The sequence below is a fragment of the Aeoliella straminimaris genome, from assembly GCF_024054565.1.
Lineage (GTDB): Bacteria > Planctomycetota > Planctomycetia > Pirellulales > Lacipirellulaceae > Aeoliella > Aeoliella straminimaris.
Genome location: NZ_JAMXLR010000076.1, coordinates 62,401 through 85,806 on the forward strand (window position 1 = coordinate 62,401; position 23,406 = coordinate 85,806).

A 23,406-nucleotide genomic window follows, 5' to 3' on the forward strand; every position below is an offset into this window, starting at 1 on the left:
ATGATTCCTAGACGTTTGACTTCTTGTGGGTTGCCATTGCTCGTTATGCTGACGATCGTGCAGGGGTGTGGTTATGGCGAGGTCAGCCCTCAGGCCTATGAATATTCCAAGGCCCTGTATTCGATCACGAACCGCCAGGCGGAAGACAAGCTAGTCGAGGTGAAGCTGCAGATCGCCCAGGCCGTGGAGCGGGGCGAGATCACAGATGCCGAGGGCGACTTACTGCAAGCCATCGTCGATCAAGCCGCCGATGGGGACTGGAAAGCGGCCAATCGCGATGCCCGCGCGGTGATGGAAGCTCAGGTCGAAGGCAGGTAGCCGGCCCGGGGGGCTACTTCATTTTCACGGCCGCACGCCATCCAGTGGGCACCGGTAGCGGCGTCGGCAACAGCATGTTCGAGTCGCGGAGCGTATCGACCGCGTAGAACAGATGCGGGTCGACTCGCTGTGCCTCGGCTATCAGTGCCGCGGCTTTGCGCCGCTGAATGGGGACATACAGCAATCTAACGGACTGCCCGTTCCGAGAGCCATCGAATTCATAAACTCTCGTCACTTTGTCGCCCAGGGCGTCGGACAATTCGTCGCCCGCTCCTTCGGACATCAACCGCAGGATGACCATGCCCATGGCGAGCCATCGCTCGAGATAAATACCCGTGGCGTTACCCGCTGCGAAACCCGCTGCGTACGCTAGCAGCAGCCAGGCGTTGCTGCTGGCATGTTGGATAACGTTGGCCACGGTAGTAATCCATACCAGGACTTCCAGGAATCCGAGGCCTACGGACAGCCCAATCCGACCTTGTACGACGGCAATCGTCCGGCAGGTGCCGAGCGAGACATCGATGATCCGCAAACTGAAAATGAGGATCGCGACCAACCAAACTGGTAGCGAGAACATAGTTTCCATGCTGAGAGACGCCTGCCGAGTTCGACGCTAGAGCAAGCCAAAGTGTTCGAGGGCATTGTAGATCCAAGGTTGCTGCCAAGGATTCCAGGTGGGATAGCTTACCGAAACTAGCGACAAGCACAACAGGACCAAAGCCACTCCCCGTGCCCACAAGTTTCGGCTCATCCAGTCGACCGCCGGCAGCAATACCGCGAGCCAGAACGGGGCGATCCAGAACATCCAGCGGAAGCCGGACGTCATGCCTCCATAGTTGCGATCTTCCAGCGGGCGAAGTGCGATGAAGAACACAAAGCAGGTGAGCGTGAGGGCGAAAGCCATCAGCACGAGCTCCCGCTGCGTCCGCCCGCCGCGCACGGCCCAGATGCCCATGCCCACGAATGTCAGCAGCCAGACAGGTGTGAGCGAATAGACGCCGTGGTGACCCACCAATACGTGCAGGGCGTAGGTGAGCTTGCTCTCCTCCCCGCGATCGATGCCTTGCCGGTCGTGCCAGTAGCTTTCGATGGTGCGACCGTTTTTCTCGTAAGTGTAGAGGTACCAATTATCGCTCGCATCGGTCTCGCTGCGGTGCATGTAGGGGGGACGCAGGCTATCGTGGGCGATGTAGGTGGTGGTAAAGAAGGCAGCCGCCACGACCAGCACGCCGGGCACCCCCCACAGGAGCGTTCGTTTCCAATCATGAATCAACAGAATAAGGCCCAGCAGGGCGAGAAACGACAGGGCGGGCAGTTCGTTGGCAGCCGTGAACGCAGCCGCCAGGCCGCAGGCCAGGAAGTGCCACCCACGGGGCTTCTCGGAGCGGGCTATCTGCACAAAGAAGTAGATCGCCACGGCCGCGCTGGTTGCGCCCACAATGTGGTTGTTGAGCGTCGCGGCAAACGTGGTAAGCAGCGTGGCCAAGCACGCCGTAGCGACGACGAAGATGCGGCCCCAGTCGGTCGTGCCGAGTTGCTCTGCCAGGGCGGCGATAACCACAAACAACACAATCATGGCCGGCACATTGGTGAGCAGCAGCATCAGCCGGCCGACTTCGTAGGGATGGGTGCCAAGGTTCCAGCCCGTGAGTTTGGTGATCAGCCAGTACTTGGGTGCCAGCATCGTGGCCATTAGTGGTGGCTTACTGGAGTAGTAGTGCCGCTCGCCATCGCGCCCCAGATGGCTGACCATATCGATGGAGTCCCACCGCGGCTCGCGGAAGAAGTTGTCGACTTCGTAAGTGCCTTCTTCGACTAGCGAGCGAATGGTGAGCCAGCGACTGCGATCGTTGGCACTGAGGAACGGGCGCTCCAAGCCGAGTTTCTGCTGCAGCTCTTCTCGCTTCCGCTCGACGCGTTCTTCGATTGTTGCCTCATCAGCGCCAGCAGCTTCCTGCTCGGCGCGAAAATCGTCCAGCCGCTGGTTGATGCGCGATTGGCTGAGCCTGGCGTAGTTCTCAGAATTTACCGCCAGGATGCGGCCCGACATGTGCCCCACGGCAATGACGATGAGTATTGCGTAGATCGAGCGGCGTAGTCGAACGTTCGGATCGCCCGTTGTCACCTCGGGCTGTGTTTCAGTGGTCATGCGTTTCTTGCGCGGGGGGCACTGGCGGAGTTTGTGGGCCGCCGGTCCGGGGCACACGTTCCTCGGGCCCCGTGTAGGCGGAAACGGAGTACATATCCGCTTTGCGAATGAGGAAGGCGGTGATCATTTCGCCCAGCAGCCCAACTGAGAGGAACTGTCCACCAATCAAGAAGCTGGCCAGGGCATAATACAGGGCGGCCGTTTCGTGCAAATGCACGGGATCGATACTGGGCGAGATTCGCGATACGCACCACATCACGGCCAGGTAGCACAGTAGCACAAAGCCAAACAGGAACGCCACCAAGCCGGTGGCCCCCAGCAGGTGTTGTGGTCGCTGACCAAATCCCGTGATGAACTTGACCGTGAACAGGTCGAGCAGTCCTTTGACAATCCGCATCACCCCATACTTGGAGTGGCCGAACTCGCGCGGGCGGTGATTCACGGGCACTTCGCCCACCTTGAAACCGCGAGCCGCCGCCAGCACAGGAACAAAGCGATGCAGCTCGCCGTAAATGCGGACTTCGTCGAACACTTCGCGACGATATAGCTTGAATCCGCAGTTGTGATCGTGCAGCTTCACGCCGGTGAGCCAGCCGACAAGCTTATTGAATACCTTGGAGGGCAGCGTCTTGTGCCAGGGATCCTTGCGGTCGACTTTCCAGCCGCTGACCACGTCGTAGCCCTCGCTCAGCTTCTTCAGCAGCAGTGGCAACTCGGCGGGGTCGTCCTGCAGGTCGGCATCCATCGTGACGACGTAAGGGTCTTCGGCGACGTCGAACCCAGCAGTGAGGGCAGCGGCTTTGCCGAAGTTGCGGCGAAAGCGAATGCCGAGCACGTGGTCGTCTTCGGCCGCCAACTGCTCAACCACCTGCCAGGTGTTGTCTGTCGAACCATCGTCCACCACCACCATCCGCAAGCGGTAATCGTGGGCCGCTGCCACTTCGCGCAGTTGGCGGTGCAACTCGCTCAGGCTAGCTGCCTCGTCGAAAGCCGGGATAACAATGGTGATGGGAGTCATTCGAGACTGCTCTCGCTGCAATCCACGGATCGCGATCTCCGAGATCAAGGTGCGCCGCCTGAAGCACACACAACTAGCCAATCTTCGGATGTCGTTCTAGGTTGTATCGTCGGAGGTAGGCCGCTGGCGACGACACAGGCGGGAAGCTTCCAGTATACCACAAATGGCCCCTTCGGAGGAAACCGAAATCAGCCGCCAGAGGCCGGCGGCCAACAGGGCACTGGTTCCCTCCGGCAGTGCCGGTGCGAGCAACTCCACCTGCAGAAAGTCGCGAACGAACGCTCCACCCGGGATCAGCGACAGGAACCCCGCCACGACGGGCAAAGTAACGGCCTCGATCCATAATGCCAGTTGGGCGAACGGTCCGGCACCCGTCGTGCCCACCGACCGAACGGCCGCCCACAGGCTCAAGCCCAGCAGAGTCCAGGCGATCGTGCTGCAAGCCACTCCGGCGGCCGTCAAACGCCAGGTGATGCCAGCCAGCAACGAGGAAGTTGGTTGGTCACCTTCCGCCTGCTGTTTCGCGAGCACCCGGCCGGCTAGCTTGCGGGCAATGGGCGGAGTGATGGGCAGTCCCACCAGCAACGCCAACCCAGCAGAAAGCCACGCGTACTGTGCTGGAGCGTCGCCACTGGCCACCAGTAGTAGCGCGGCCAGCATGCCGCCGGTGGCCATGAACGAAAGGGTTTCGAGGAACACGCTGACCACAGTCGAACGAGGACGGCAACCCGATTGCACCAGTGCCCCGGTCCGCAGCACAGCCACCATGGCCTTGCCCGGCACGTACTTGCCCAAGTGGCCCAAGTAGTAGCCCCGCACCACGGCCAGCAGGGGGGGGCGCTCGCCCAAACTGCCGAGGGCGAGCCGCCAGTAAAAGGCCATCGGCGCCAGCCCCACGATGTACAGCCCAGCCGAAAGTGCCACCCAGGGCCAGGAAATGTCGATGTCGCTGGTTGATAGCTGCTGCCATCCCTGCCGCACCGTGCCACCGGCGAACCACAGCACCAAACCGACCACCAGTAAGGTAATGCACCAGCGAATCAGCCGGCGAATCGCTGGCGAACCGGTGAATCGATCGAAGGTACTTGGAGAACTCATCGCTCTATGCTAGCAGAACGCGAGCCATGACCAATGCCGAATTAAAGGTGACTTGTGGGCAGGGATTAGGAGTCCGTCGTTACGTTCCCCATTTACTGGTGTATTTCTCTAGGCCTACACCGCGGCATTCGCTAGAATCAGCGGTTGATAGCAAACGTTGCGTCGTCAGACTACGACCGATAGTGGTTGCTACAGGGAGTCTTGCTTGACGGAAGGATCCGGCGTGAGGCATGCCACCAGCGTGGTGCCTATTCTTCTTGGTGAGCGTTTCCTGGGGCGTGCGCGCGGGTTGTGGCACCGCTCGAATACCTGTTCCTCTTACCAGTTCCAATTCACAATGACTTCTCCTGCACTATTGCTGTTCGTTCCACTGCTGGGCGTGTCGTTCGGATACGAGCCCTCCAGCGACGCGGAAGTAGGCTACGACTACACCGTGCAGGTAGAGCCGGAGTTGCTGGAGCAAATGAAGGCAGGCGAAGCCGAAGCGATTGAGGCCAATATACCGCCTGAAGTCTCGCCGATACGAAGAATTCGCGTGGTGGTCGGCAACCAGCCCCTGGCCAAGAAGCTGCGCCCCGGCGCCGTCGCGCGTACCACCTACCGTCCTGAGGTGGGCGATGCGGCCTCGCCCAGCGTCGACCTCTTGGCTCAAACGGGACCGGCGGGCGGATTCGGTCGCAATGCCGACGGTTTCAATGGAGCCGCTACCAGGGCATCGTCGCAGCCGAATGCCACCCCGAACTCGATACCCAACACGGTGCCACCTGCTGGTACGCAGTACACGGGTGGCCAATATTCGGGCAGCCAGTACGCGGCACCGCCGACCAATCCCACCGCGGCGCGGACCACCAACCCTCCGACGGCAAACGGCTACGATACGCGGAACCAACTCGAAGCCGGTTTCGAGGCGGCCGAGAATGGTTTCAACAACACGCGAAACGCGGTGCGAAATTCATTCAGCGAGATGGGCGCGACCGGCGAGCGAGTCATTAACGACACTCGCCAGGCCGTAGGCGACTTGATTGCTCCGCCCGACACCCGTTCGGCTGCCTCTTCGAATAATACCGCGATGCCCAACCCCAACCTGTCGAATCCTGCGAACACGCCGCTGGCCCCGCTCTCCGGCGGCACGGGGCCCATGCCGGGCTTTGTTGCCCCCACGACAGCCGCCAGTAGCAATGGGCAGGGAATGGATCGTTACGGCAATCCCGTCGGCGGTGCGGGCGGCAATGTGAATTCGCAGCCCAGGGCTACAGTGCCTACGCCCGACTGGAACGCCGACAGTGGGTCGAATCCGCTACGTGTAAGCGAACGCTCGGTCTTGAGCAGTCACGGCAATTCCAATGCCACGGCCAACACGCCCATTGCCGAGACGCAAGAGCAATACTGGGCACGAGTCGAACGCGAACAGCGAGAACGTGAGTTGCAAACCCAGGCCGACCTGGCGGCCGTCCGCGGGCGGCAGCCGGCGCCTCCCGGCCAGGAGCAGTTCCCGGCGAAGGAAGTGGGGGGAGCGACGGCTCCACCATCACAAAACGGTACCCGCACGGGCGGGCCAAACATCGTGGCCCCCATGGTTTCGGACGGTGCGGGAATTGCCAATGCCCGCGGACCCGAATCGGCGGAAGGCCCTGCCATCACGGCTGCCAATAACCCGAACGGTCAATCTCCAGCAGCGGCAGGTGACAACAGCCAACTGCCCAGTCTGACGCCTACCTCGCAGACAGCGCAGCGGGCGAACTTTGACAGCGATTTTGGTGGAATTGCCGAGCGGGCCAGCTTTAGTGACACGGAGGACCGGGCAGAGGCTGACAACAACACGGGAGTGCCGCCAGCCATCTGGGCGTGGGGCGTTGCACTCGCGGCCGCACTGCTGAACGCCTGGCAATGGGTGAACATGGTTGACCTGCGAAATAAGTACCGCGTGGCCCTGCGTCGCAGCTCGCCGAACTTTGCTCGTTCGATGGCGGCTTGATCGTTCCTCAGGCTCTCGCCAGCGGCCATAGTGCGACGTCAATCGACTTGGCAAAGTGCAGCACCGGATCGACTTGCGGCACTCGCAGTCCGAGTGGCTCGAGCATCGAGTTCTCCTTGATGTCCGCCTCGGCTTCTTGCAGCGGCCACGGTTCATGGTGGATCTCGCCGCACCAGTAGTCGCCCGATTTGGATTGGGCGAACAGGCAATAACGCTCCGTGAGCCAGTGCTCCAGGCTACCATGCTGGGCGAGCGACACTGGCACCGAGGGACGATACTGAGCGGAAAACCTCGCCGGCCGCGGCCCTCGCCGGGCGCTCTGGTAGTGAATCGTGTCGCCGTCGGCTGCCACGCTCATGTCGGCGTGAAAGTAGGGCAGGTGAAAAAACTGCCGCGCTCCCCAGACGGCCAATCGGCTCGCCGCATCGAGGCTGAAGAACCACACGCCCGTCTTGTCGCCCAGTTTGACGTAGGTTCGTACGTTGAGTTCGGGAAAATAAGAAGCCGTAGGAATACCAGGCAGACCGCGGCGTTTGATCCGCATGGTAAACGGCACCACGCCAATCCACGCGGTACCCTGGTGGGTATCAACTTCCAGTTCTGCAGGAATCAGTCCTCGAAGCTCCGCGGCATCGATCGGCCAGTGAGCGAACAGCAGATCGTACCAGGCCTGCTGCCAGGTCCATGGCAGCTTGGGAACGGGCCAGGGGCGGTGCTCGACGGAAGTTAGGTCTGGTAGGTGCATAAAAATCGAAGCCGTACAGCAAGCTCCGCTGGACTTATGGGGTAGCCGGCTCTTTGTCGGCCAGTATCTTCTCCATCCACTTGGGGAACTGATCGGCGAAATCGGGCGGACGGTCGTGTTTCTCAACGCCGGGGTACAGCTTCAGCGTGCAGTCGGCTCCGAGCTTGCGCAGGTAGCCGTCATAGGCCTTGGTCAACTCCACAGTTCCTGGGTGTTCCATGGCGCCACAGCTGCTTACCACCACCAGTTTCTTGTGGTCGTCGCTTGGCTCGGCGGCGCCACGCGGTTCGCTGATGCAACCGGGCGAAAGTAGCAAAGCACCGCTGTATTGCTTGGGGAAAATGGTCACCAAGTCGCCGGCCACCACAGCGCCTTGCGAGAAGCCAAACAACGCTACGTTGTTCAAGTCGAGATCGTGCTGCTGGGCCAGGATTCGCAGTCGCCATTGGATATAGGCCTGATCGGCGATTGGCTCTTCAGACCACTGCTGGGTTCCATCTCCCAGATCGCATGTGCCGGGAAAGCCCACAATGGCTGCGCCAAGATCGTCGGCGTGCTTCTGGTAGACCTCCTTAGAGAGGTTCCGGGCGTAGCCATCGCTAGAATAGCCCCGATATCCATGCAGCCACACCGCCACGGGGAACGGACCCTCACCTCTGCTCGGCATAAACACAAAGGAGTCGGGCTTTTCGCCAAAGGCGGCCATTTGCCCGCCCAGCCAAACGGACAGAGCGACGGCTGCCAGGCACTGAACTCTGTGGCACAGCATTTCGCAGTTCCAATAGTTGTCGAGAGGATCGGGAGGTTTGGCTCCAGTCTAATGTTCCAAGTGCCCCACAGCTAGCATGCCAGGTGCGGCTGACCGCCGGCGCCGCTTTGCGTAGCGAGTGATGTTCTTTGCGTGCTCGCAAGCAGCTCCAAGCCAGCGAGCTGCCGCTCGAAAAAGCTAGCACCGCCGGCAATCTGAAGTTGGCCCCTTTCGCGAAACTGTGTAAGTTGTGACGAGTGGCAAGTGCCAAGTGGCGAGCGGACGGACGCTGGCGTCACTCGTTCACTTGCCACCCGCACCACCAACACTGACGCAGGGAGGCGTTATGCAGCGGCCTGAGATACGTCTCGTTCATTCAAGCGATTGGCATTTGGAAGCCCCCCTGGCCGGCCTGCCCACGCTATCGGACGATCTGCGCGAACTGGCTCGCGATGCGGCCTACATGGCGGCGCAACAAGTGGTCGAGACCACGCTAGTCGAAGGCGCCGACGCACTGCTTCTGTCGGGCGACATTGTGGACCTCTCTCGCAGCGGACCTCGCGCCATTGTGTTTCTGCAGGAGCAGTTCGAACGCCTTCACGCCCGCAACGTGGAAGTCTTCTGGGCCGGAGGTGTGGTCGATGGGCCGGACGAGTGGCCCGTTGTGGCGAAGCTGCCCGAAAACGTTCACCGCTTTGGTTGTGGTGAAGTAGAGAACATCGAACTGAAACGCGACGGCAAGACCATTGCCCGCATTCAAGGTGTCAGCGCCGAAGACGATGGTAGCGTCGAGGCGAGCGGATTTCATCGCGATGCCAACGGAGTGTTCACCGCTGGCGTGGCCTACAGCACCAACGATTCGCCAGGCCGTGAAGGCGACCGCGTCCACTACATGGCCCTGGGCGGCCGGCATCGTCGTGCCACGGTGGATACCGAACCTGGTATCGCCCACTACGCCGGCACGCCTCAAGGTCGATCGCCCGGCGAATCGGGGCCTTGTGGTTGCACGCTCGTGCATGTGGTCGATGGCAAGACGCAAACCAAGTTTGTCTCGACCGATATCATCCGCTGGGTCGACGAGTCGATCGAAGTGACGGCCAGCACCACGCTCGAGCAACTCGAAGACCGCATGGACGAGCGACTCGACAAGCTCCGTCAAAAGTCGCAAGGCACCGACCTGTTGGTCTCGTTCCACCTGCGTGGTACCGGGCCGCTGATTACGCAACTGCGCCCCGGTATGGAGGTCGACGCGTTGGTTGGCCGACTGCAGAAGCGAGCCGCGAAGCGTTCGCCGTTGTGCTGGACGGTCCGAGTCAACTGCCTGGCGCCTGCCACGGTGCCAGAAGAATGGTACGACCAGGAGACCATCCTTGGCGACTACCTGCGACAGCTGGCCGAATTTGAAGAGGACGGCCGCAAGTCGCTCGCGCTCGAAGAACTGTTGCCGGAGCCACTCGCCAGCGACTGGCTCAAATCGGCCGCCAAGTTCACGGATTCCGATCACCGTACCATGGTGCTGGAGAACGCCAAGAAGCTGGGCATCGATTTGCTCACGTCGCCCGAAGCCACCGGACAACTAGTCAATTCCGAATGAGGAAAGACCAACGAGCTTGAGAACTACATTCCGCGTGTGGTCATTCGAGCGTCACTAAAGTCGGCCGCCTCCCGATACCAGCGGCCTCGAACCTGCATCCTGCCACCGAACCTCGACCCCATCCCTCTCTCCCATGCGTATCACTGACATCTCCGTCGACGGCTTCGGCGTTTGGCACGACCTCGATTTGCGTCGATTGTCGCCCGAAGTCACCGTGTTTCACGGTTGGAACGAAGCGGGCAAGACCACGTTGATGCAGTTCTTGCGGAGCGTGCTATACGGCGTCTCCGACGATCGTCGGGCGGTGTACCTGCCGCCAGTCAGCGGAGGTCGTCCTGGCGGCTCGCTGGGCGTGGTGACCGACGATGGGCCGTTTCGCATCAACCGCTATGCCGACCGCAGCGACACCGACTGTGGACGCGTGACGATCGACATGCCCGAAGGCGAACAGCAGGGCGACCGCCTGTTGCGCGAGGCCATCGAGCACGTCGACGAAGCCACGTTCAATAACGTCTTCGCGCTGGGGCTCGATGAAATTCAGCATCTGGGCACGCTGGGAGGCAGCGCCGCGGCGCAGTGGATCTACCGCCTGACGTCCGGTCTCGATCGCATCATGCTGTACGACGTGATCGTCGGTCTGCGTTCGAGTCGCAAGAAGTTGCTGGACAATGCCGACAACAGTTCGAAGATCGCGACGCTATTGGCTGACAAGGAGCGTCTGGAGGCCGAGATCGCAGAGCTGGCGGGCCAGACCCGCACCTGGTGCCAGCGTGGTTTGGAAATCGACGAGATCGATCAGCAGGTGGCCACGCTGCGGGCCGAGGCTCGCGAGCGGGAACGCCGGGCCCGGCGGGTGGAAGTGGCGATGAACATCCGCCAGCAGTGGCTCAAGCGTTCAGAGACCGACACCCGCATCCAGTCGCTCGCCGGGCTGTACCCGTTGGAATCGACCGCTATTGCGGACCTGGACGAACTGAACGAACGCATCGAGGAACACCAGCGGCAGCGCGAGATTCACAAAGGCCAGCGGCACCAGCTTCGCCAGGAGGCCGAGGATCTGGGCATCAACGAAGTATTGGTGCGGAATTGTTGCCGAATCGAAGGCCTGGCCGAGCAGCAGGAGTGGCTCGAGTCGCTGGCTGCCCAGAGTGCAGAGTTCGAGGCCGAGGCCGACCAGCTGGCCGAGCGTTTCGAGAGCGAGACCAGCCGCCTGGCCCAGCAGTGGTTCGGCGACAGCGAGCGGCGTCTGGTGCTCACTAAGGAGCAGCTAGAGAAGCTCGCTCCGCAGCGGACCGCCATGGATGCCGCTGAGAAGCAATTGGAGATCGCGGAACAAGAGTACGAGGTCTATCGCAACGAGGAGGAGAAGGTCGCCGCGCAACTGGAGAGTGCTACTACCAGCAGCGAGCGACTCGGTCTGCCGACCAATCTGCAGGATGCCGGCGAGATGGTCGCCAAGCTGCGTCAGCGGCTCAATGTGGAACAGAAGATCGAACAGACTCGTCGTAGCGGTGTGGAACTCGAGCAGCAAGCTCGGGAATTGCTGGATGGACAGGTAATGCCCCTGCATCATTACGCGGCATGGGGTGCGTGCGTGTTCGGGGCGGTCGTACTGTTGTTCGCCTTTGCTTTTTCGCAGGGCCGCCCCGAACTCGGACAAGCTGGATTTCTGTTTCTGTTTGTCAGCGTCCTCGTACCTGTCTGGCGGTTCTTCAACAAAGAACGCATGGCCGAGGAACTCGATGGCGTTGAGCGGCAACTCGAAGACTTGAATCGGCAACTCGTGGCCGCCCGCACTGAGAAAGACGAGTTGGAAGAAGAGCTGCCCGTTGCGGATGGCTCAATTGTGCTTCGCCTGCAAACGGCCGAGAAGCACTTGGCCGAACTGGAAGACATGCTGCCGGTGGAGAGCGAACGTCGCCGCGCGACCGAAGCCAGCCGCAGTGCGAAGTCGGCCTACGATTCCGCCAAGGCGCGTGTCGAGACCACCCGCCGTGACTGGCGTGGCTCGCTCAAGGCCCTGGGACTGCCCGAGGCGCTCACGCCCAAGGAGCTCAACCTGCTGGCCGGCCAGTACGAGCAACTCGCCGCACTCGAACAGAAAGCGCTAAGCCGCGCCGACGACATGGCCCGTCGTCAGCGGGAGTTCGACCGCGTAGTGACTCGCATCGAGCGATTGGCCGAAGAGACTGGCCTGGTGATGGAGGATGCGGAGCCGCTGGATCAACTCGAGCACTTGTTGAGCGAAAGCCGCTTGCAGAAAGCCCATATCGAACATCGCGACAAGCTTCGCGAGCGGGCCAAAGAGCTAAAGGCCGAGGAGGCCCGTCATGCTCGCACCGCGATTGGCCTCACCCGTAAACGCGACGCCATGTTCCAGAAGGCGGGAGTCGAGCACGAAACCGCTTACCGGAAGCTGGCTGCCGACCTTGAGGAGCGGACTCGCTTGGAAGGGGAGCGGAAGTCGCTCACCCGCGAGATCGCTGCCGCGATTGGCAACTTGGGTAGTGAGGAAGAGTTCGCCGAGTTCTTCACACCCGAGGTGGTCGGCACGCTCGAGAAGCAATGGGAAGGTTTTACCAGCGCTCACGAGGCCACCGAGAAGGAGCTCGACACTCTGCTAAAAGAGCGAGCGCAATTGGCTGAGAAGCAGCGGACCCTGGCCGAAGATTCGACGTTGTCCGAGAAGCAGATCGAGCTGGGCATCGTCGAGGCGAATCTGCACCGCGCCATGGAAGCCTGGCGCGAGCGGGCCGTTGCGAGCCAGATGCTCGAACGCGTCCGGCACGAATACGAACTGCATCGCCAACCCGAAACTCTGCAGGAAGCCACAGGTTACTTCCGCGAGCTGACCGGCGGCTTGTACACGCGAGTGTGGACGCCGCTGGCGAACGACATCCTGTTCGTCGACCGCGAGGACGGCACATCGCTGGCGGTCGAGTCGCTGAGCCGCGGCACCCGCGAGCAGTTGTTCCTCAGCGTTCGGATGGCCTTGATCTCGATGTTTGCCCGCCGGGGGATCCAGCTGCCGATGATTCTGGACGACGTGCTCGTGAACTACGACGAACGCCGAGCCGCGGTGGCCGCCAAGGTGCTCACGGAGTTCGCCGCCGAGGGACATCAGCTGCTGGTGTTCACCTGCCACGAGCACATTCTGGCCATTTTCAAGAAACTGTCGGCCGACTGCCGCCGCCTGCCGAGTCGCTTTGGCGAGCACTTCCAAGAGGAAGTGGAAGAAGTGGTCGAGGAGGTCATAGAAGAGCCCGAGGTAGAAGAAGTCGCCGAGGAGGAAGTGGTTGAAGAGGAAGTGGTTGAAGAGGTGGCCGAGGAGCCGGAAGTCGAAGAGGTGGCCGAAGAGCCTGAACCGGAGCCCGACTATTACTACACAGCGACCATCGTCCCCCGTAAGAAGCTCAAGCCCGAACCGGCACCAGAACCACCGGTCGAGGTGGACTACGACTACGACATCGCTCCCCGCATCGAGCCGGTGGAGTACGACTGGGACCACGACAATCCCGATCACATCGAGCGGAGCGAAATCGACTCGCAGCCGATGGAAGAGCCGATGGTTTATACGCGGTGGGGATAGTTTGGTGAGCCGGGAGCGTCAGCGCCCGAAGAAGGTGAATCGCTCCAGAATCTTTCGCTACTCAGGCACTCCATAGGTTGAATTCAGTAACGCGGATTCAAGATTCGCTTTTATCTCGTCGGAAAGGTCCTCCGGGTAGATAGCCGTGAGTTGAGCACAGCCCTCGTCGGTTCCGTAGGCAACGATACAGAATTGTTGTGGAAAAGGAGCGTTGAGTCGGTTGCCTTTGACTAAGAGTGTCTCTCGACCATCCAGCTGCCGCACATCCTTCTCAACTAGTTCCATGTTCGCTGACAGCATTTGATCGGCGGAAAAGTCGTTGATCAAGAAATTGAGGGTCTGCTGTGGGGCATGAGCCATCAAGATGCTGGTGCGCAGCTGCTCGTTATGGAACAGCTTGTTCTGCTCATCCCATACGAAACCGTCTGGTGCAATGAAAGTGAATCGCGGCTCTTCGGAAGCTTCATCTATTCCAACTACTGTGTTCGACATCGCCTCTTCGGCTGAGTCATTCTTGCCACATCCGGCGCAAAGTGTCAAAGAGACAATCGCTACTAACAGTTTTATACGCATGGTGTTTCGCCTGATATTCAAACGTGAAAAATTCCACACCGAAGCTTCAGTGCTATGTGGCTGAGGCGAGATGCAAAGCATTAATTGCAGTCAACCACGAATTCGCGTGACGGACCTCACCCCTCGAGCGACTTGAGCGGCCCCACAGCTGCCGTGGCGTACTGCGAGAGCGGGTACTTGGCCAGCACCTGCATCACTTCGTCCAGCGTGACGCTACTCACCGCTTCCAGGTCGTCAGTCACGGCGCGGTACTCGCGACGTTGCAGCCAGTTGCCGCCGACGCTGAAAAGCCGGCTGCGGGGGCGTTCGTTGCCCAGCACCACGCGGGCCTTCACCTTGTTCTTGGCTTGTTCGAACTCTTCGGGCTTAAAGCCCGACTGCTCGGCTTCTTCAAAGAGCTTGTGCAGCCGCGCGAGGTTTGCGGCCGTGTCTTCCGGCTCGCACGCCACCCAAGTATAGAACATGCCCACGCCTTGGTACTCGTAGTGGCCCAGGCTGGCCGATTCCACCAGGCCGCTATCGACCAGGTCCCAGTACATGCGGCTGCCGGAGTCGTCGCCCATCATGGTGGTCAGCAGCTTCGCGGCGAACCGAGCATCATCGCCCGCTGCTGGTGCATCACGCAGCAGCAACACGTACTGCTGCGTGCAATTGGCGTTCGGTTTCACCTCGACTTGCGGCTGCATGGCGACCGGCGGCGTGGTCCGCTGGGGCTTGCTCGCTTCCCATGCGCCGCACAGTTCTTCGCACTGCTCGACCAGGGCGTCGAAGTCGACCTTGCCGGCCGCGGCGACGAACAGGTTATCGGACGAGTAACGATCGCGGTGGTATAGCAGCATCTGGTCGGGCGACAGCGCGGTGACGCTGGCCTCGCTGCCGATCACGCTGTTGGCGATCGGATGGTCGCCGAAGCAAATCTGCTTCAGCCGGTCGTCCATTCCGTAGGGCGGCTGGTCGAGGTACATCTGGATCTCCTCGACGATTACCTTCTTCTCCATCTCGAAGTCCGACTCGCGGAGACTGGGCCGCATGATGTCGGCCAGGATGTCGAGGGCCGCGCCCTGGTACTCGGGCAGCACCGAGGCGTAATACACGGTGCTCTCCTCGCTGGTAAAGGCGTTGTAGTGGGCGCCGATTTCGTCGAACTCGCGGTTCACGTCGTCCGCACTGCGGCGCGGCGTCCCCTTGAACACCATGTGCTCCAGGAAGTGACTGATGCCAGCCAGTTCGGGCGTTTCGTCCCGCGAACCGGTGCGGACAAAGAAGCCCAGGCCCATGGAGTGAGCTGCCGGATTGCACTCGGCCACGATCTCCAGGCCGTTGGCCAGGCGGTGCTTACGAAATTCCATTAGGAAGCTCCAATGGTTGCGGTCCGAGCGTCAAGCAGGTGAACGTCTCAGGTGGATTAGCTGCCAGATAGGCATTGATGCTCTCGGCCGTCAGGGCGTCGACCTTGGCGGCTACTTCTTCGATAGGTCGGATGCGCCCCAGATGGTACCAGTCGCGGGACAGCGAACCCGCGCGGGCCGAAGTCGACTCCTGTTGCATAATCAAGCTGCTCTTGATGCGGGCCTTAAGACGGGCGAGTTCCTCGGCCTGCACGCCCTCGCCCAACCGCACCAGTTCGCTGTGGGTCACGTCGAGTGTCTCCTGAGCTCGCTCGGCCGTGGTGCCGGCGTAGCAGAATACGGCCGCCCGTTCGCGCTGGGTATGAAGCGAGGCGTACACCGTGTAGCACAGGCCACGCTTCTCGCGGACCTCGCTGAACAGGCGGGAACTCATGCCGCCCGAAAGCACTCCGACCGCCGACCAGGCTTCGAAGTACTGCGGATGGCGATAGGGTATGGAGGGGAACGCCAAGCCGATATGCGACTGGTTCGAATCGTAGGTTAAATGGGTGTCCTTCGAGGGCGCCATCTCGGTGATGGGGCTGTAATCGGCCTGCACCTTCCAGTCTCCGAATAATTCGTCCGCAGCGTTGCAGACTTCCTGCCAGTCGAAGTTGCCGGCGATGCCCAGGATGGCGTCGCGTGGACCGTAGCGATTGGTGAAAAACTGTTGGACGTCTGCGGCGGTAAGCTTTGCCAGGTCATCTTGCTCGCCGTGGCTGGGGCGACCCCAGGGGTCGGGGTAGTGCCGACGGCGAAGTTCCATCATCAGCTTCTGACCGGGATCGTCTTCCACGCCGCGTAGCTCTTGAATGCATACGGCGCGGCCAGCTTCGAGTTGGTCTTCGGGCAGGTGGGGACGGCGGACGATATCGGCGTAGATCGAAAGGGCCGGAATCAAACTAGCGCTGATCGTGGCCCCGCTGAAGTTGGCCTGCGAGACGCCCACCGACTCGCTTCGCTCGACCCCCAGGTTCTCCAGGTCGCTAATGAGGTGTCGGCTATCGCGATCTCCGGCGCCGCGCAGCATCATCTCGCACGACAAGCTGGCCAGCCCCGCCTGTCCAGCCGGATCGTGGCGGCAGCCAGCGGAGATCAGCAACGAAAAAGCGGCGGACTGAAAAGCGTCGGACGGTTCGCCGAGTAATACCAGGCCGTTGTCGAGTTGGTGGACGTAGTCGGTAGGCACCGCGGATCTTGCTGGTTATGGGAAATCGAATGAGACCACAGGGGGAACCCGCTAATGTGGACCATTCCGCCCGCTCCGGCAAGTGCGGTCTGTTCCTGGGTTACAGGAATCTTTACGCTGGGCGGCCTCGCAGGAAACTGCGAATTTTGCAGGGACTCGGGCACCGTCAGCCGAAATTTTGAACTTGGCAAAACAATCGGGGCGTTTTTCGCCGAAGCCAGCTCGATTTGCGTTTCAACCACCGGTATGGGGCCGATCCACCACGCAAGACACGCGTGCCTCTATGCCCTAGCAGGGGTGCTCGCCCGGGGCGACTTTCTCCAGCAGTCGTAGGGCTGCCGCGAAGCCAACTTCGTAGCCCAGAGGCCCCGCCGACGCGACACCCAGCACGTCGAACACCCGCCGGCGACGTTGTTCGACTGTCCGCAGGCTGACCTGCTGCCGCGATGCAATCGACTTGTTTGGCTTGCCGGCGCACACGTCGTTCAGGACATCGCGTTGGGCGTCGCTCAAGCGAGAGACGGCTTTGGCGTACCTTGCCAGGTGCGTGCGGGCGAGTCGTTTGAGTCCATGAATCGCAATCGCGCTGTGGACCATGGTCAGCAACTCTGCCAAGTCGTTGGGGGGGCCGACTACTGCAATGGGGGCTTGGAGACCTTCGGGCAGGTTCAATGAGATCGTTTGGTGGTGCGTGCAAACGAATAGCGTGGCATCGCAATGGTCCATTAGCTCGAACAGACGCAACGCGCGGTTGACGAACTCGTCAGAACCTTCCATTAGAACGCAACCTGGTTGGTGCTCTGCGAGCGTCGCCGTGAATTGAGAGAGATCGGGGCAGGCAATCACCGGTTGCCGGCGCTCTTTCGCCAGAGTCGACAGCTCGTGGATGAAGCTGGTCGTCAGCGAACAAATCAGTAGGGGAGCATTCGGTGGGGCGAGGTGGGGCAGATCTGCCGCGTCGGGACCGTCAATCATCTTCGTATTGTCGTCCGTTGAGACTCGGGAGGCAGATAATTTGGTGGTTGGATAGAAGTACATACGATAGTTCTGGTCGAAAGGAAAGCTGAGTTATGGGCATTGAAAATCGGCGTTTCGGAATGCCGTATCGGTGTTCCGCATCCGATCTGCTGCCACTGCTGCGATCATTATCGGAGGTGGTGGTAAACACGGTCTATCGACTGCGGGTCGACAAATAAAAAAGGTTTCCGCAGATACGTCGACTATCACTCGACATGCACCGATCCCATGCTCGACAACGAAAACAGCATGTCGAAATCACCTCCGACGGCGTCACCACGGCTCATCAGAAATGGACGTCTACCAAACCTTGGTGTCGCTTCATTTCCGCGCAGAGAAGTGCCCTAAACGATGATGGCCAAGAGCGCCAATGTGGAAGGGAGCAGTGTGCAGAAGATAGGACCCACTGCCATGTCAGATTATCCAAACTGGTGGCGGCTCAAACGTGAGCCATCTCCACCGACTTGTAGATGGTCTTGGCGCGACGAAAGCCCAGGCGTTGGTAGAGTCGTACGGCGTTCTTGTTTTGCACCGTGACTTCCAGGCATGCGCGCGAAAGGCCCACCTGCTGGAACCCGAAGAGGGCGGCCGTGACCAAGGCCGATCCAAGCCCCTGACCGCGATGGTAAGGTACGACTCCCACGTTCTGTATCGACCCGAAGTGGTGGTCGAGATTCATGCCCTGAATTGTTGCGCAAGGTTCACTGCGACCTTGGGGATCGGTAAACTCGATCAGCCAGGTAGCCTCAGGTACGAATCCAGTGCCACTAGAGATGCCTTGCATGAGTCGTTGGCATCCATCGGGCGTGCCCAGGCTCGGAAAGATCTCGGCATCCAATTCACCGTGGAAGCTCAAATACTTCGTTTCGGCATGTATGTCGACGAGATCCTTAGACCACGCACGAAGCCGATACCCAGCGGGCAAACGTGGAGGCGCCACGGTCTGCCGGGTGAGGTCGACCTCCATGCGGTATCGTTTGATATAGGTAATGCTCATCGACGGATTCGTTTGCCGATCGCCAAAGACAAACGGCCAAAAACGGTAGCCTGAAGGAACGAACGAGGGGATCACGTGACATACTCCATTCTGGTGCTCTGCCAGGCAAACCTCTTGCGCTGGCATGGCAATCGTCCGCGGTCGCATCTGCAATGTACTGCCGGGGAAAATGGGCGTCAAACTTTCCGTTGGATGCTCGCGCAACGGAAATCGGCTTGCGGGTGGGGATGTAGCGATTGCGTTGGCGAACCGAATACCGGGCGGCTGCGATTCACCGCAAAAGCGGCCCACTCGCGGAATCCACTTGACCCAGCCGCTGCTGGACGACTAGATTTTGAGTATTCAAAACTTCCTGGTAGCCCGGGCGGGCGAAGGGTTTTCTCGTGAATTACACTCAGCAGCGGGCTTGGCAGAGGTGGGGCGTGACGGGCACGTTGCTCCTCTTGGCTTGCTGCGCCGGCTGCGACAAACCGGCAGGGCCTGGCGTGGACGACGCCACGGCGAGCGACTCCCACTCCCGCGAGTTCTCTGGTGAGCCCCCGCTATCGATTGTGTGCACCACTCAGCAAGTGGCCGACGCGGTACGAAACATTGTTGGGGAACATGCCGAGATTGAGTCGCTGATGGGACCCGGCGTCGATCCGCACATGTTTCGTACCAAGCCGTCTCACCTGCTGAAGCTGCAGCAGGCCGACATCGTGTTCTACAACGGCTTGCATCTCGAGGGACGCATTGCCGATTCGCTCGAGCAACTTGCCGATCGCAAGCCCGTGGTTCCCCTGACGGGCCGTTTGGTCGAGGAGCACGACAAACGTTTGATTTCGCCCGCCGGCTTTAGCGGAGTGCATGATCCTCACGTGTGGCATGACGTGTCGCTGTGGGCCGATTGCGTCGACTACGCCGCGGAGCGATTGTGTGAGTTCGACCCGGCGCGAGCCGACGACTACCGCGCCAATGCCGCGGCGTACCGAAAGCAACTCGACGAATTGAATGCGGAGGTGGGGGCCCAGCTTCGGTCGATTCCTGACGACCGACGACTACTGGTCACGGCGCATGATGCCTTCGGTTACTTTAGCGCCGCTTACGGATTGAAGACCATTGGACTGAAGGGAATCAGCACCGACGACGAGGCCGATTTTGCTCACCTGGATGCTGTGCGAAAGATTCTGGTCGAGAACCAGGTGCCAGCGGTATTTGTCGAATCTTCCACGTCGCCTCGGCTGGTCAATAAGCTGATCGAAGAGTGCCAGGCCGCGGGGCACCAGGTACGCGTCGGCAAAGAACTCTACTCCGATGCCATGGGCAGCGCCGGTTCCGGAGCCGAAACTTACGTCGGCATGATCAGGGCCAACGTGGCGGCCATCGTCAATGGTCTGGCAGGGGAGTAACCGCCATGCGTTCCCACCTTGCCGAAGCACAGCAGGCCGCTTCGACCGACCTGACCACCGCGCTCGAGGTCCACGACATGACCGTGGCCTACCGTCGCAAGCCAGTGCTGTGGGATATCGACCTCACGGTGCCCGAAGGGCAACTGGTGGGTATCGTTGGCCCCAATGGGGCTGGCAAATCGACCTTGATCAAAGCCATCCTGGGGCTGGTGCCACTGGCCAGTGGGAAGGTGGAAATCTATGGCAAGCCGTATCGCGCACAACGACGGATTGTTGGTTACGTGCCGCAGCGAGAAACGGTCGACTGGGACTTTCCCGTAACAGCGATTGATGTTGTGCAGATGGGAACTTACGGCCGGCTGGGGTGGTTTCGTCGTCCCGGTCATCGCGAGCGTGAGTTCGCCCGCCAGTGCCTGGACCAGGTCGAACTGGCCGACTTTGCCGACCGACAGATTCGCCAGCTCTCCGGCGGGCAGCAGCAGAGGGTTTTCCTGGCACGGGCGCTCGCTCAGGACGCCAAGGTGTATTTCATGGACGAACCGTTTGCCGGGGTCGATGCAGCGACGGAGGCCGCCATTTTGCGGATGCTGCAAAACCTGCGCTCCGCCGGCAAGACGGTATTCGTTGTGCATCATGACTTGCAGACCACCGAGGAATACTTCGACTGGGTGATCCTACTTAATATGCGACTGTTGGCGTGCGGGCCGATGGAATCGACTTTTACCACACAAAATCTGCAGAGGACCTACGGCGGCCGGCTCACGATTCTCGATCAAGCTGCAGAGGCCGTGCGGCGTCGATCACCGGAGTAGAGGCTGCTGGCGAGTAGCCCATTCAGCACTTCGCGAACGCCACTTTCCACCCGCTACCCTCGCTTATGCTTCCGAATTCCATCATCTGGAAAGTCATGCTCGGCGCGTCGCTGCTCGGCGCGGCAGCGGGCTTTGTGGGTACGTTCGCCGTACTCCGGCGGCGAGCATTGGTGGGCGACATGCTTTCTCACGCATCACTTCCGGGTATCGCCGCTGCCTACATGCTGTGGCAAACTCGCGACCTGCTCACGCTGTCCGTCGGTGCATTGGTGGCCGGGCTATTGGGCGTGGGCTGCGTCGCCATTATCGCGCGTTGGACCCGTACCAGCGAGGATGCAGCACTGGGCATTGTACTGAGCACCTTCTTTGGGCTTGGTGTGGTCTTACTCACGGTGTTGCAGGCCAATCCCGAGGGAGACAAGGCCGGGCTCGACTCGTTCCTGTTTGGCGAGATCGCCAGTTTGCGGTCCCGCGACCTGTGGGTGATCATCACCATGGCAGGCGGATTGTTGGTGTTTGTCCTGGCCATGTACAAGGAACTGCAGTTGCTGTCGTTCGACAGCGGATTCGCCGCCGCGCAGGGCTGGCCAACGTTTTGGCTCGACTTCATCGTGCTGGGTGCGGTGGCCGTGGTCACCGTGATTGGGCTGCCGATTTGCGGAGTGATTCTGATGGCGGCCATGCTCATCACGCCGGCGGCGGCTGCGAGATTCTGGACCAACCGCCTGGGGGCACTGCTGGCGATTTCGTCCGTTGTCGGAGCCCTGGCAGGCATCATCGGATGCTTGCTGGCGGCGCCGGGCGTGGTCGAACACATTGGCCTGGGAAAGACTGCGGCCGACACTCCTGTAGGACTGCCACCCGGACCATTGATCGTCCTGGCCGGCGGCGGGCTGCTCTTGTTGTCGATGCTTGTTGCCCCGCAGCGTGGGCTGGTCGCCCGAATTCTGAGCCATCGCAGACTACAACGCAAAGTGGCCCGAGATCACCTGTTGCGAGCGATCTATGAATTGAGTCCCGCGCCAGAGGCCGATCGACCGTGGATCGATTTCGAGCGTTTGGGAAGATACGGCGATTGGCAAGGAGCCACCCTGACCGCCCAGACCGCCAGAACACAACGAGAGGGGTTAATTGAACTTCGTGGTTCGCAACTGCGGTTTACGCCCAGGGGATTCGAACAGGCGTCGCATCTGGTGCGAGCTCACCGACTATGGGAAATGTACGTGGTCGAAGGGTGGGATCGATCTCCCGATGACGTGCACCACGACGCCGATGCCCTGGAGCACTTGCTGCCGCCCGAAGTGGTGCAGCACTTGGAGCAGGCCTTGCGTGCCGAAGGCCGGCTGCCAGCCGAGGCGGCGGGCGACGTGCCCCGTTCGCCGCACGTGATCGATCCGCAGCAAACCATCGAAGAAACGCCGGAGTAGTCGTTCAAACGAGATGATGATTCTTGCCGTCAACAACCTGCTGGATCCCGATACGCTGCCGATGGTGCTGCGCATCATGGTGATGGCGGTGTTGGTGAATCTTTCCTGCGCGCTAGTGGGTTCGTTCCTGGTGTTGCGACGAATGAGCCTGATGGGCGACGCCTTGTCGCACGCGGTGCTGCCAGGGCTGGTAGTGGCATTCTTGTTCTCCGGCAGTTTGAGCATCGTACCGATGTTCATTGGTGCCGTGCTGGCTGGTGTAGCGACCACTTTTCTGACGCAGACCTTGCACCACTATGGACGCTTGTCGACCGACGCGGCGATGGGCGTGGTGTTTACCTCGCTGTTCGCCTTAGGGGTCGTGCTCTTGAAGCTGTTTGGCTCGCGGGTGCATCTGGACGCAGCCTGCGTGTACGAAGGTTCCTTGATCATGGTCCTCGATACCATTCGAGTGGGCGGCCTGGAACTGCCTCGCCAGATATTGGTGGCGCTGCCGGTGCTGCTGGTCAATGTGCTGGTCGTCGCGGTGCTGTGGAAGGAACTGAAGATCACAACATTCGATTCCGCACTGGCCACGGCCATCGGCATCTCGGCGCCGGTCATGCACTACACCTTGATGACGTTGGTCGCGCTTACGGCCGTCGCTTCGTTTCAGGTGGTTGGGTCCATTCTGGTAGTTGCCATGCTGATCATTCCACCCGCCGCTGCGCAACTTTGTGTCGAGCGGTTAGGCCGCATGGTTTTGCTGTCATGTTTGATCGGGGCGTTGGTCGGAGTGCTTGGCACGCTGATCGCCGTGCGGTACGACCTTTCGCCGCCCGGGACGATGGCCGTGCTCGCGGGGAGCATCTACGCGTTAGCCGCCATTTTCTCGCCCACTGGTGGGTTGGCGGCTCGGGCTTGGTTTAACTATCAAACCTCCGCACGGATCGTGCGCGAAGACATCCTCGCCATGCTGTACCGAGTGGAAGAGTACGACCGCAGTCGCAAGATCGCCCGCGCCGACGCCATTGAAGCCGTAGGGGGAGGATTCACCGCCCGCCATGCGCTTCGTACCTTGGTCCGCCGGGGCGGTGTCACCAGGGACGAGGGTGGTCTGATGCTGACCGATTCGGGCCGAGCCCAAGCGGCACAGCTCGTTCGCACGCACCGATTGTGGGAGGCTTACCTGGTGGACGAACTCGGCTTGCCGGTCGACCACGTGCACGAGCCGGCCCATCGCGTCGAGCACTTTCTGGACGAAGAAATCCGCGAGCAACTGGCCGAACGCCTGCCCGAGGGGGCAGAAGACCCGCACGGGCGAGAGATTCCCGAATAGGGAAAGTAGTCGGAGGGTAGTTACGGGGTGCCTGGGGTCGAGCTCCGCGAGCCCCCAGCAGGG

Annotated in this window: 19 protein-coding genes; 8 read left to right on the forward strand and 11 right to left on the reverse strand. The window is 60.8% G+C overall.

The window, feature by feature from the left end:
* Nucleotides 1–318: a hypothetical protein gene (locus NG895_RS21910; protein WP_252854676.1), complete on the forward strand. Its 318-nt coding sequence runs from the start codon at nt 1–3 to the stop codon at nt 316–318.
* Nucleotides 319–331: 13 nt separating this feature from the next.
* On the opposite strand, the gene NG895_RS21915 is transcribed toward NG895_RS21910, so the two are convergent.
* From NG895_RS21915 to NG895_RS21930, 4 genes are all read right to left on the reverse strand, one after another.
* A complete protein-coding gene (locus tag NG895_RS21915) occupies nt 332–904 on the reverse strand; it encodes a DUF5698 domain-containing protein (RefSeq protein WP_252854677.1) in 573 nt (190 codons plus the stop codon).
* A 27-nt stretch (nt 905–931) separates the two neighbouring features.
* Entirely contained in the window at nt 932–2,467 is a 1,536-nt protein-coding gene (locus NG895_RS21920) for a hypothetical protein (RefSeq protein WP_252854678.1), read from the reverse strand.
* Entirely contained in the window at nt 2,457–3,485 is a 1,029-nt protein-coding gene (locus tag NG895_RS21925) for a glycosyltransferase family 2 protein (protein WP_252854679.1), read from the reverse strand. Before NG895_RS21925 ends, NG895_RS21920 begins: the two co-directional genes overlap by 11 nt.
* A gap of 96 nt (nt 3,486–3,581) precedes the next feature.
* Nucleotides 3,582–4,583, reverse strand: coding sequence for a lysylphosphatidylglycerol synthase transmembrane domain-containing protein (locus NG895_RS21930; protein ID WP_252854680.1), 1,002 nt, complete (start codon nt 4,581–4,583; stop codon nt 3,582–3,584).
* 337 nt (nt 4,584–4,920) lie between these two features.
* Between NG895_RS21930 and NG895_RS21935 the strand changes: the two genes are divergently transcribed.
* The gene (locus tag NG895_RS21935; RefSeq protein ID WP_252854681.1) at nt 4,921–6,558 is read left to right on the forward strand and encodes a hypothetical protein; all 1,638 of its coding nucleotides are present in this window, start codon (nt 4,921–4,923) and stop codon (nt 6,556–6,558) included.
* Nucleotides 6,559–6,565: 7 nt separating this feature from the next.
* Here NG895_RS21935 and NG895_RS21940 read toward each other — a convergent pair whose 3' ends face one another.
* Both NG895_RS21940 and NG895_RS21945 read right to left on the reverse strand, forming a co-directional pair.
* Nucleotides 6,566–7,303, reverse strand: a complete 738-nt coding sequence (locus NG895_RS21940) for a YqjF family protein (RefSeq protein ID WP_252854682.1) — start codon at nt 7,301–7,303, stop codon at nt 6,566–6,568.
* A gap of 34 nt (nt 7,304–7,337) precedes the next feature.
* On the reverse strand, nt 7,338–8,072 hold the full coding sequence (locus tag NG895_RS21945; protein ID WP_252854683.1) for an alpha/beta hydrolase: 735 nt from the start codon (nt 8,070–8,072) through the stop codon (nt 7,338–7,340).
* A 370-nt stretch (nt 8,073–8,442) separates the two neighbouring features.
* On the opposite strand from NG895_RS21945, the gene NG895_RS21950 reads away from it, so the two are divergent.
* Both NG895_RS21950 and NG895_RS21955 read left to right on the forward strand, forming a co-directional pair.
* Nucleotides 8,443–9,645, forward strand: coding sequence for a metallophosphoesterase family protein (locus tag NG895_RS21950; protein ID WP_252854684.1), 1,203 nt, complete (start codon nt 8,443–8,445; stop codon nt 9,643–9,645).
* Nucleotides 9,646–9,778: 133 nt separating this feature from the next.
* Complete coding sequence (locus NG895_RS21955; RefSeq protein WP_252854685.1) at nt 9,779–13,234, forward strand: AAA family ATPase; 3,456 nt, start codon at nt 9,779–9,781, stop codon at nt 13,232–13,234.
* A gap of 57 nt (nt 13,235–13,291) precedes the next feature.
* Here NG895_RS21955 and NG895_RS21960 read toward each other — a convergent pair whose 3' ends face one another.
* The 5 genes from NG895_RS21960 to NG895_RS21980 all read right to left on the reverse strand — a co-directional run bounded on the left by NG895_RS21960 (nt 13,292) and on the right by NG895_RS21980 (nt 18,524).
* Entirely contained in the window at nt 13,292–13,807 is a 516-nt protein-coding gene (locus NG895_RS21960) for a hypothetical protein (protein WP_252854686.1), read from the reverse strand.
* Nucleotides 13,808–13,923: 116 nt separating this feature from the next.
* The gene (locus tag NG895_RS21965; protein WP_252854687.1) at nt 13,924–15,156 is read right to left on the reverse strand and encodes a M16 family metallopeptidase; all 1,233 of its coding nucleotides are present in this window, start codon (nt 15,154–15,156) and stop codon (nt 13,924–13,926) included.
* Complete coding sequence (locus NG895_RS21970; RefSeq protein WP_252854688.1) at nt 15,143–16,384, reverse strand: M16 family metallopeptidase; 1,242 nt, start codon at nt 16,382–16,384, stop codon at nt 15,143–15,145. Before NG895_RS21970 ends, NG895_RS21965 begins: the two co-directional genes overlap by 14 nt.
* A gap of 288 nt (nt 16,385–16,672) precedes the next feature.
* Complete coding sequence (locus tag NG895_RS21975) at nt 16,673–17,359, reverse strand: LuxR C-terminal-related transcriptional regulator (RefSeq protein WP_252854689.1); 687 nt, start codon at nt 17,357–17,359, stop codon at nt 16,673–16,675.
* Nucleotides 17,360–17,840: 481 nt separating this feature from the next.
* Nucleotides 17,841–18,524, reverse strand: coding sequence for a GNAT family N-acetyltransferase (locus NG895_RS21980; RefSeq protein WP_252854690.1), 684 nt, complete (start codon nt 18,522–18,524; stop codon nt 17,841–17,843).
* 257 nt (nt 18,525–18,781) lie between these two features.
* Here NG895_RS21980 and NG895_RS21985 point away from each other — a divergent pair, with 257 nt between their 5' ends.
* The 4 genes from NG895_RS21985 to NG895_RS22000 all read left to right on the forward strand — a co-directional run bounded on the left by NG895_RS21985 (nt 18,782) and on the right by NG895_RS22000 (nt 23,343).
* Nucleotides 18,782–19,786 carry a metal ABC transporter solute-binding protein, Zn/Mn family gene (locus NG895_RS21985; protein ID WP_252854691.1) on the forward strand — a complete coding sequence of 335 codons (1,005 nt, stop codon included), beginning with the start codon at nt 18,782–18,784 and terminating at the stop codon, nt 19,784–19,786.
* Nucleotides 19,787–19,791: 5 nt separating this feature from the next.
* Nucleotides 19,792–20,598 carry a metal ABC transporter ATP-binding protein gene (locus NG895_RS21990; protein WP_252854692.1) on the forward strand — a complete coding sequence of 269 codons (807 nt, stop codon included), beginning with the start codon at nt 19,792–19,794 and terminating at the stop codon, nt 20,596–20,598.
* Between the two features lie 65 nt (nt 20,599–20,663).
* Complete coding sequence (locus NG895_RS21995) at nt 20,664–22,025, forward strand: metal ABC transporter permease (protein ID WP_252854693.1); 1,362 nt, start codon at nt 20,664–20,666, stop codon at nt 22,023–22,025.
* A gap of 13 nt (nt 22,026–22,038) precedes the next feature.
* On the forward strand, nt 22,039–23,343 hold the full coding sequence (locus NG895_RS22000; RefSeq protein WP_252854694.1) for a metal ABC transporter permease: 1,305 nt from the start codon (nt 22,039–22,041) through the stop codon (nt 23,341–23,343).
* Nucleotides 23,344–23,406: the final 63 nt, after the last annotated feature.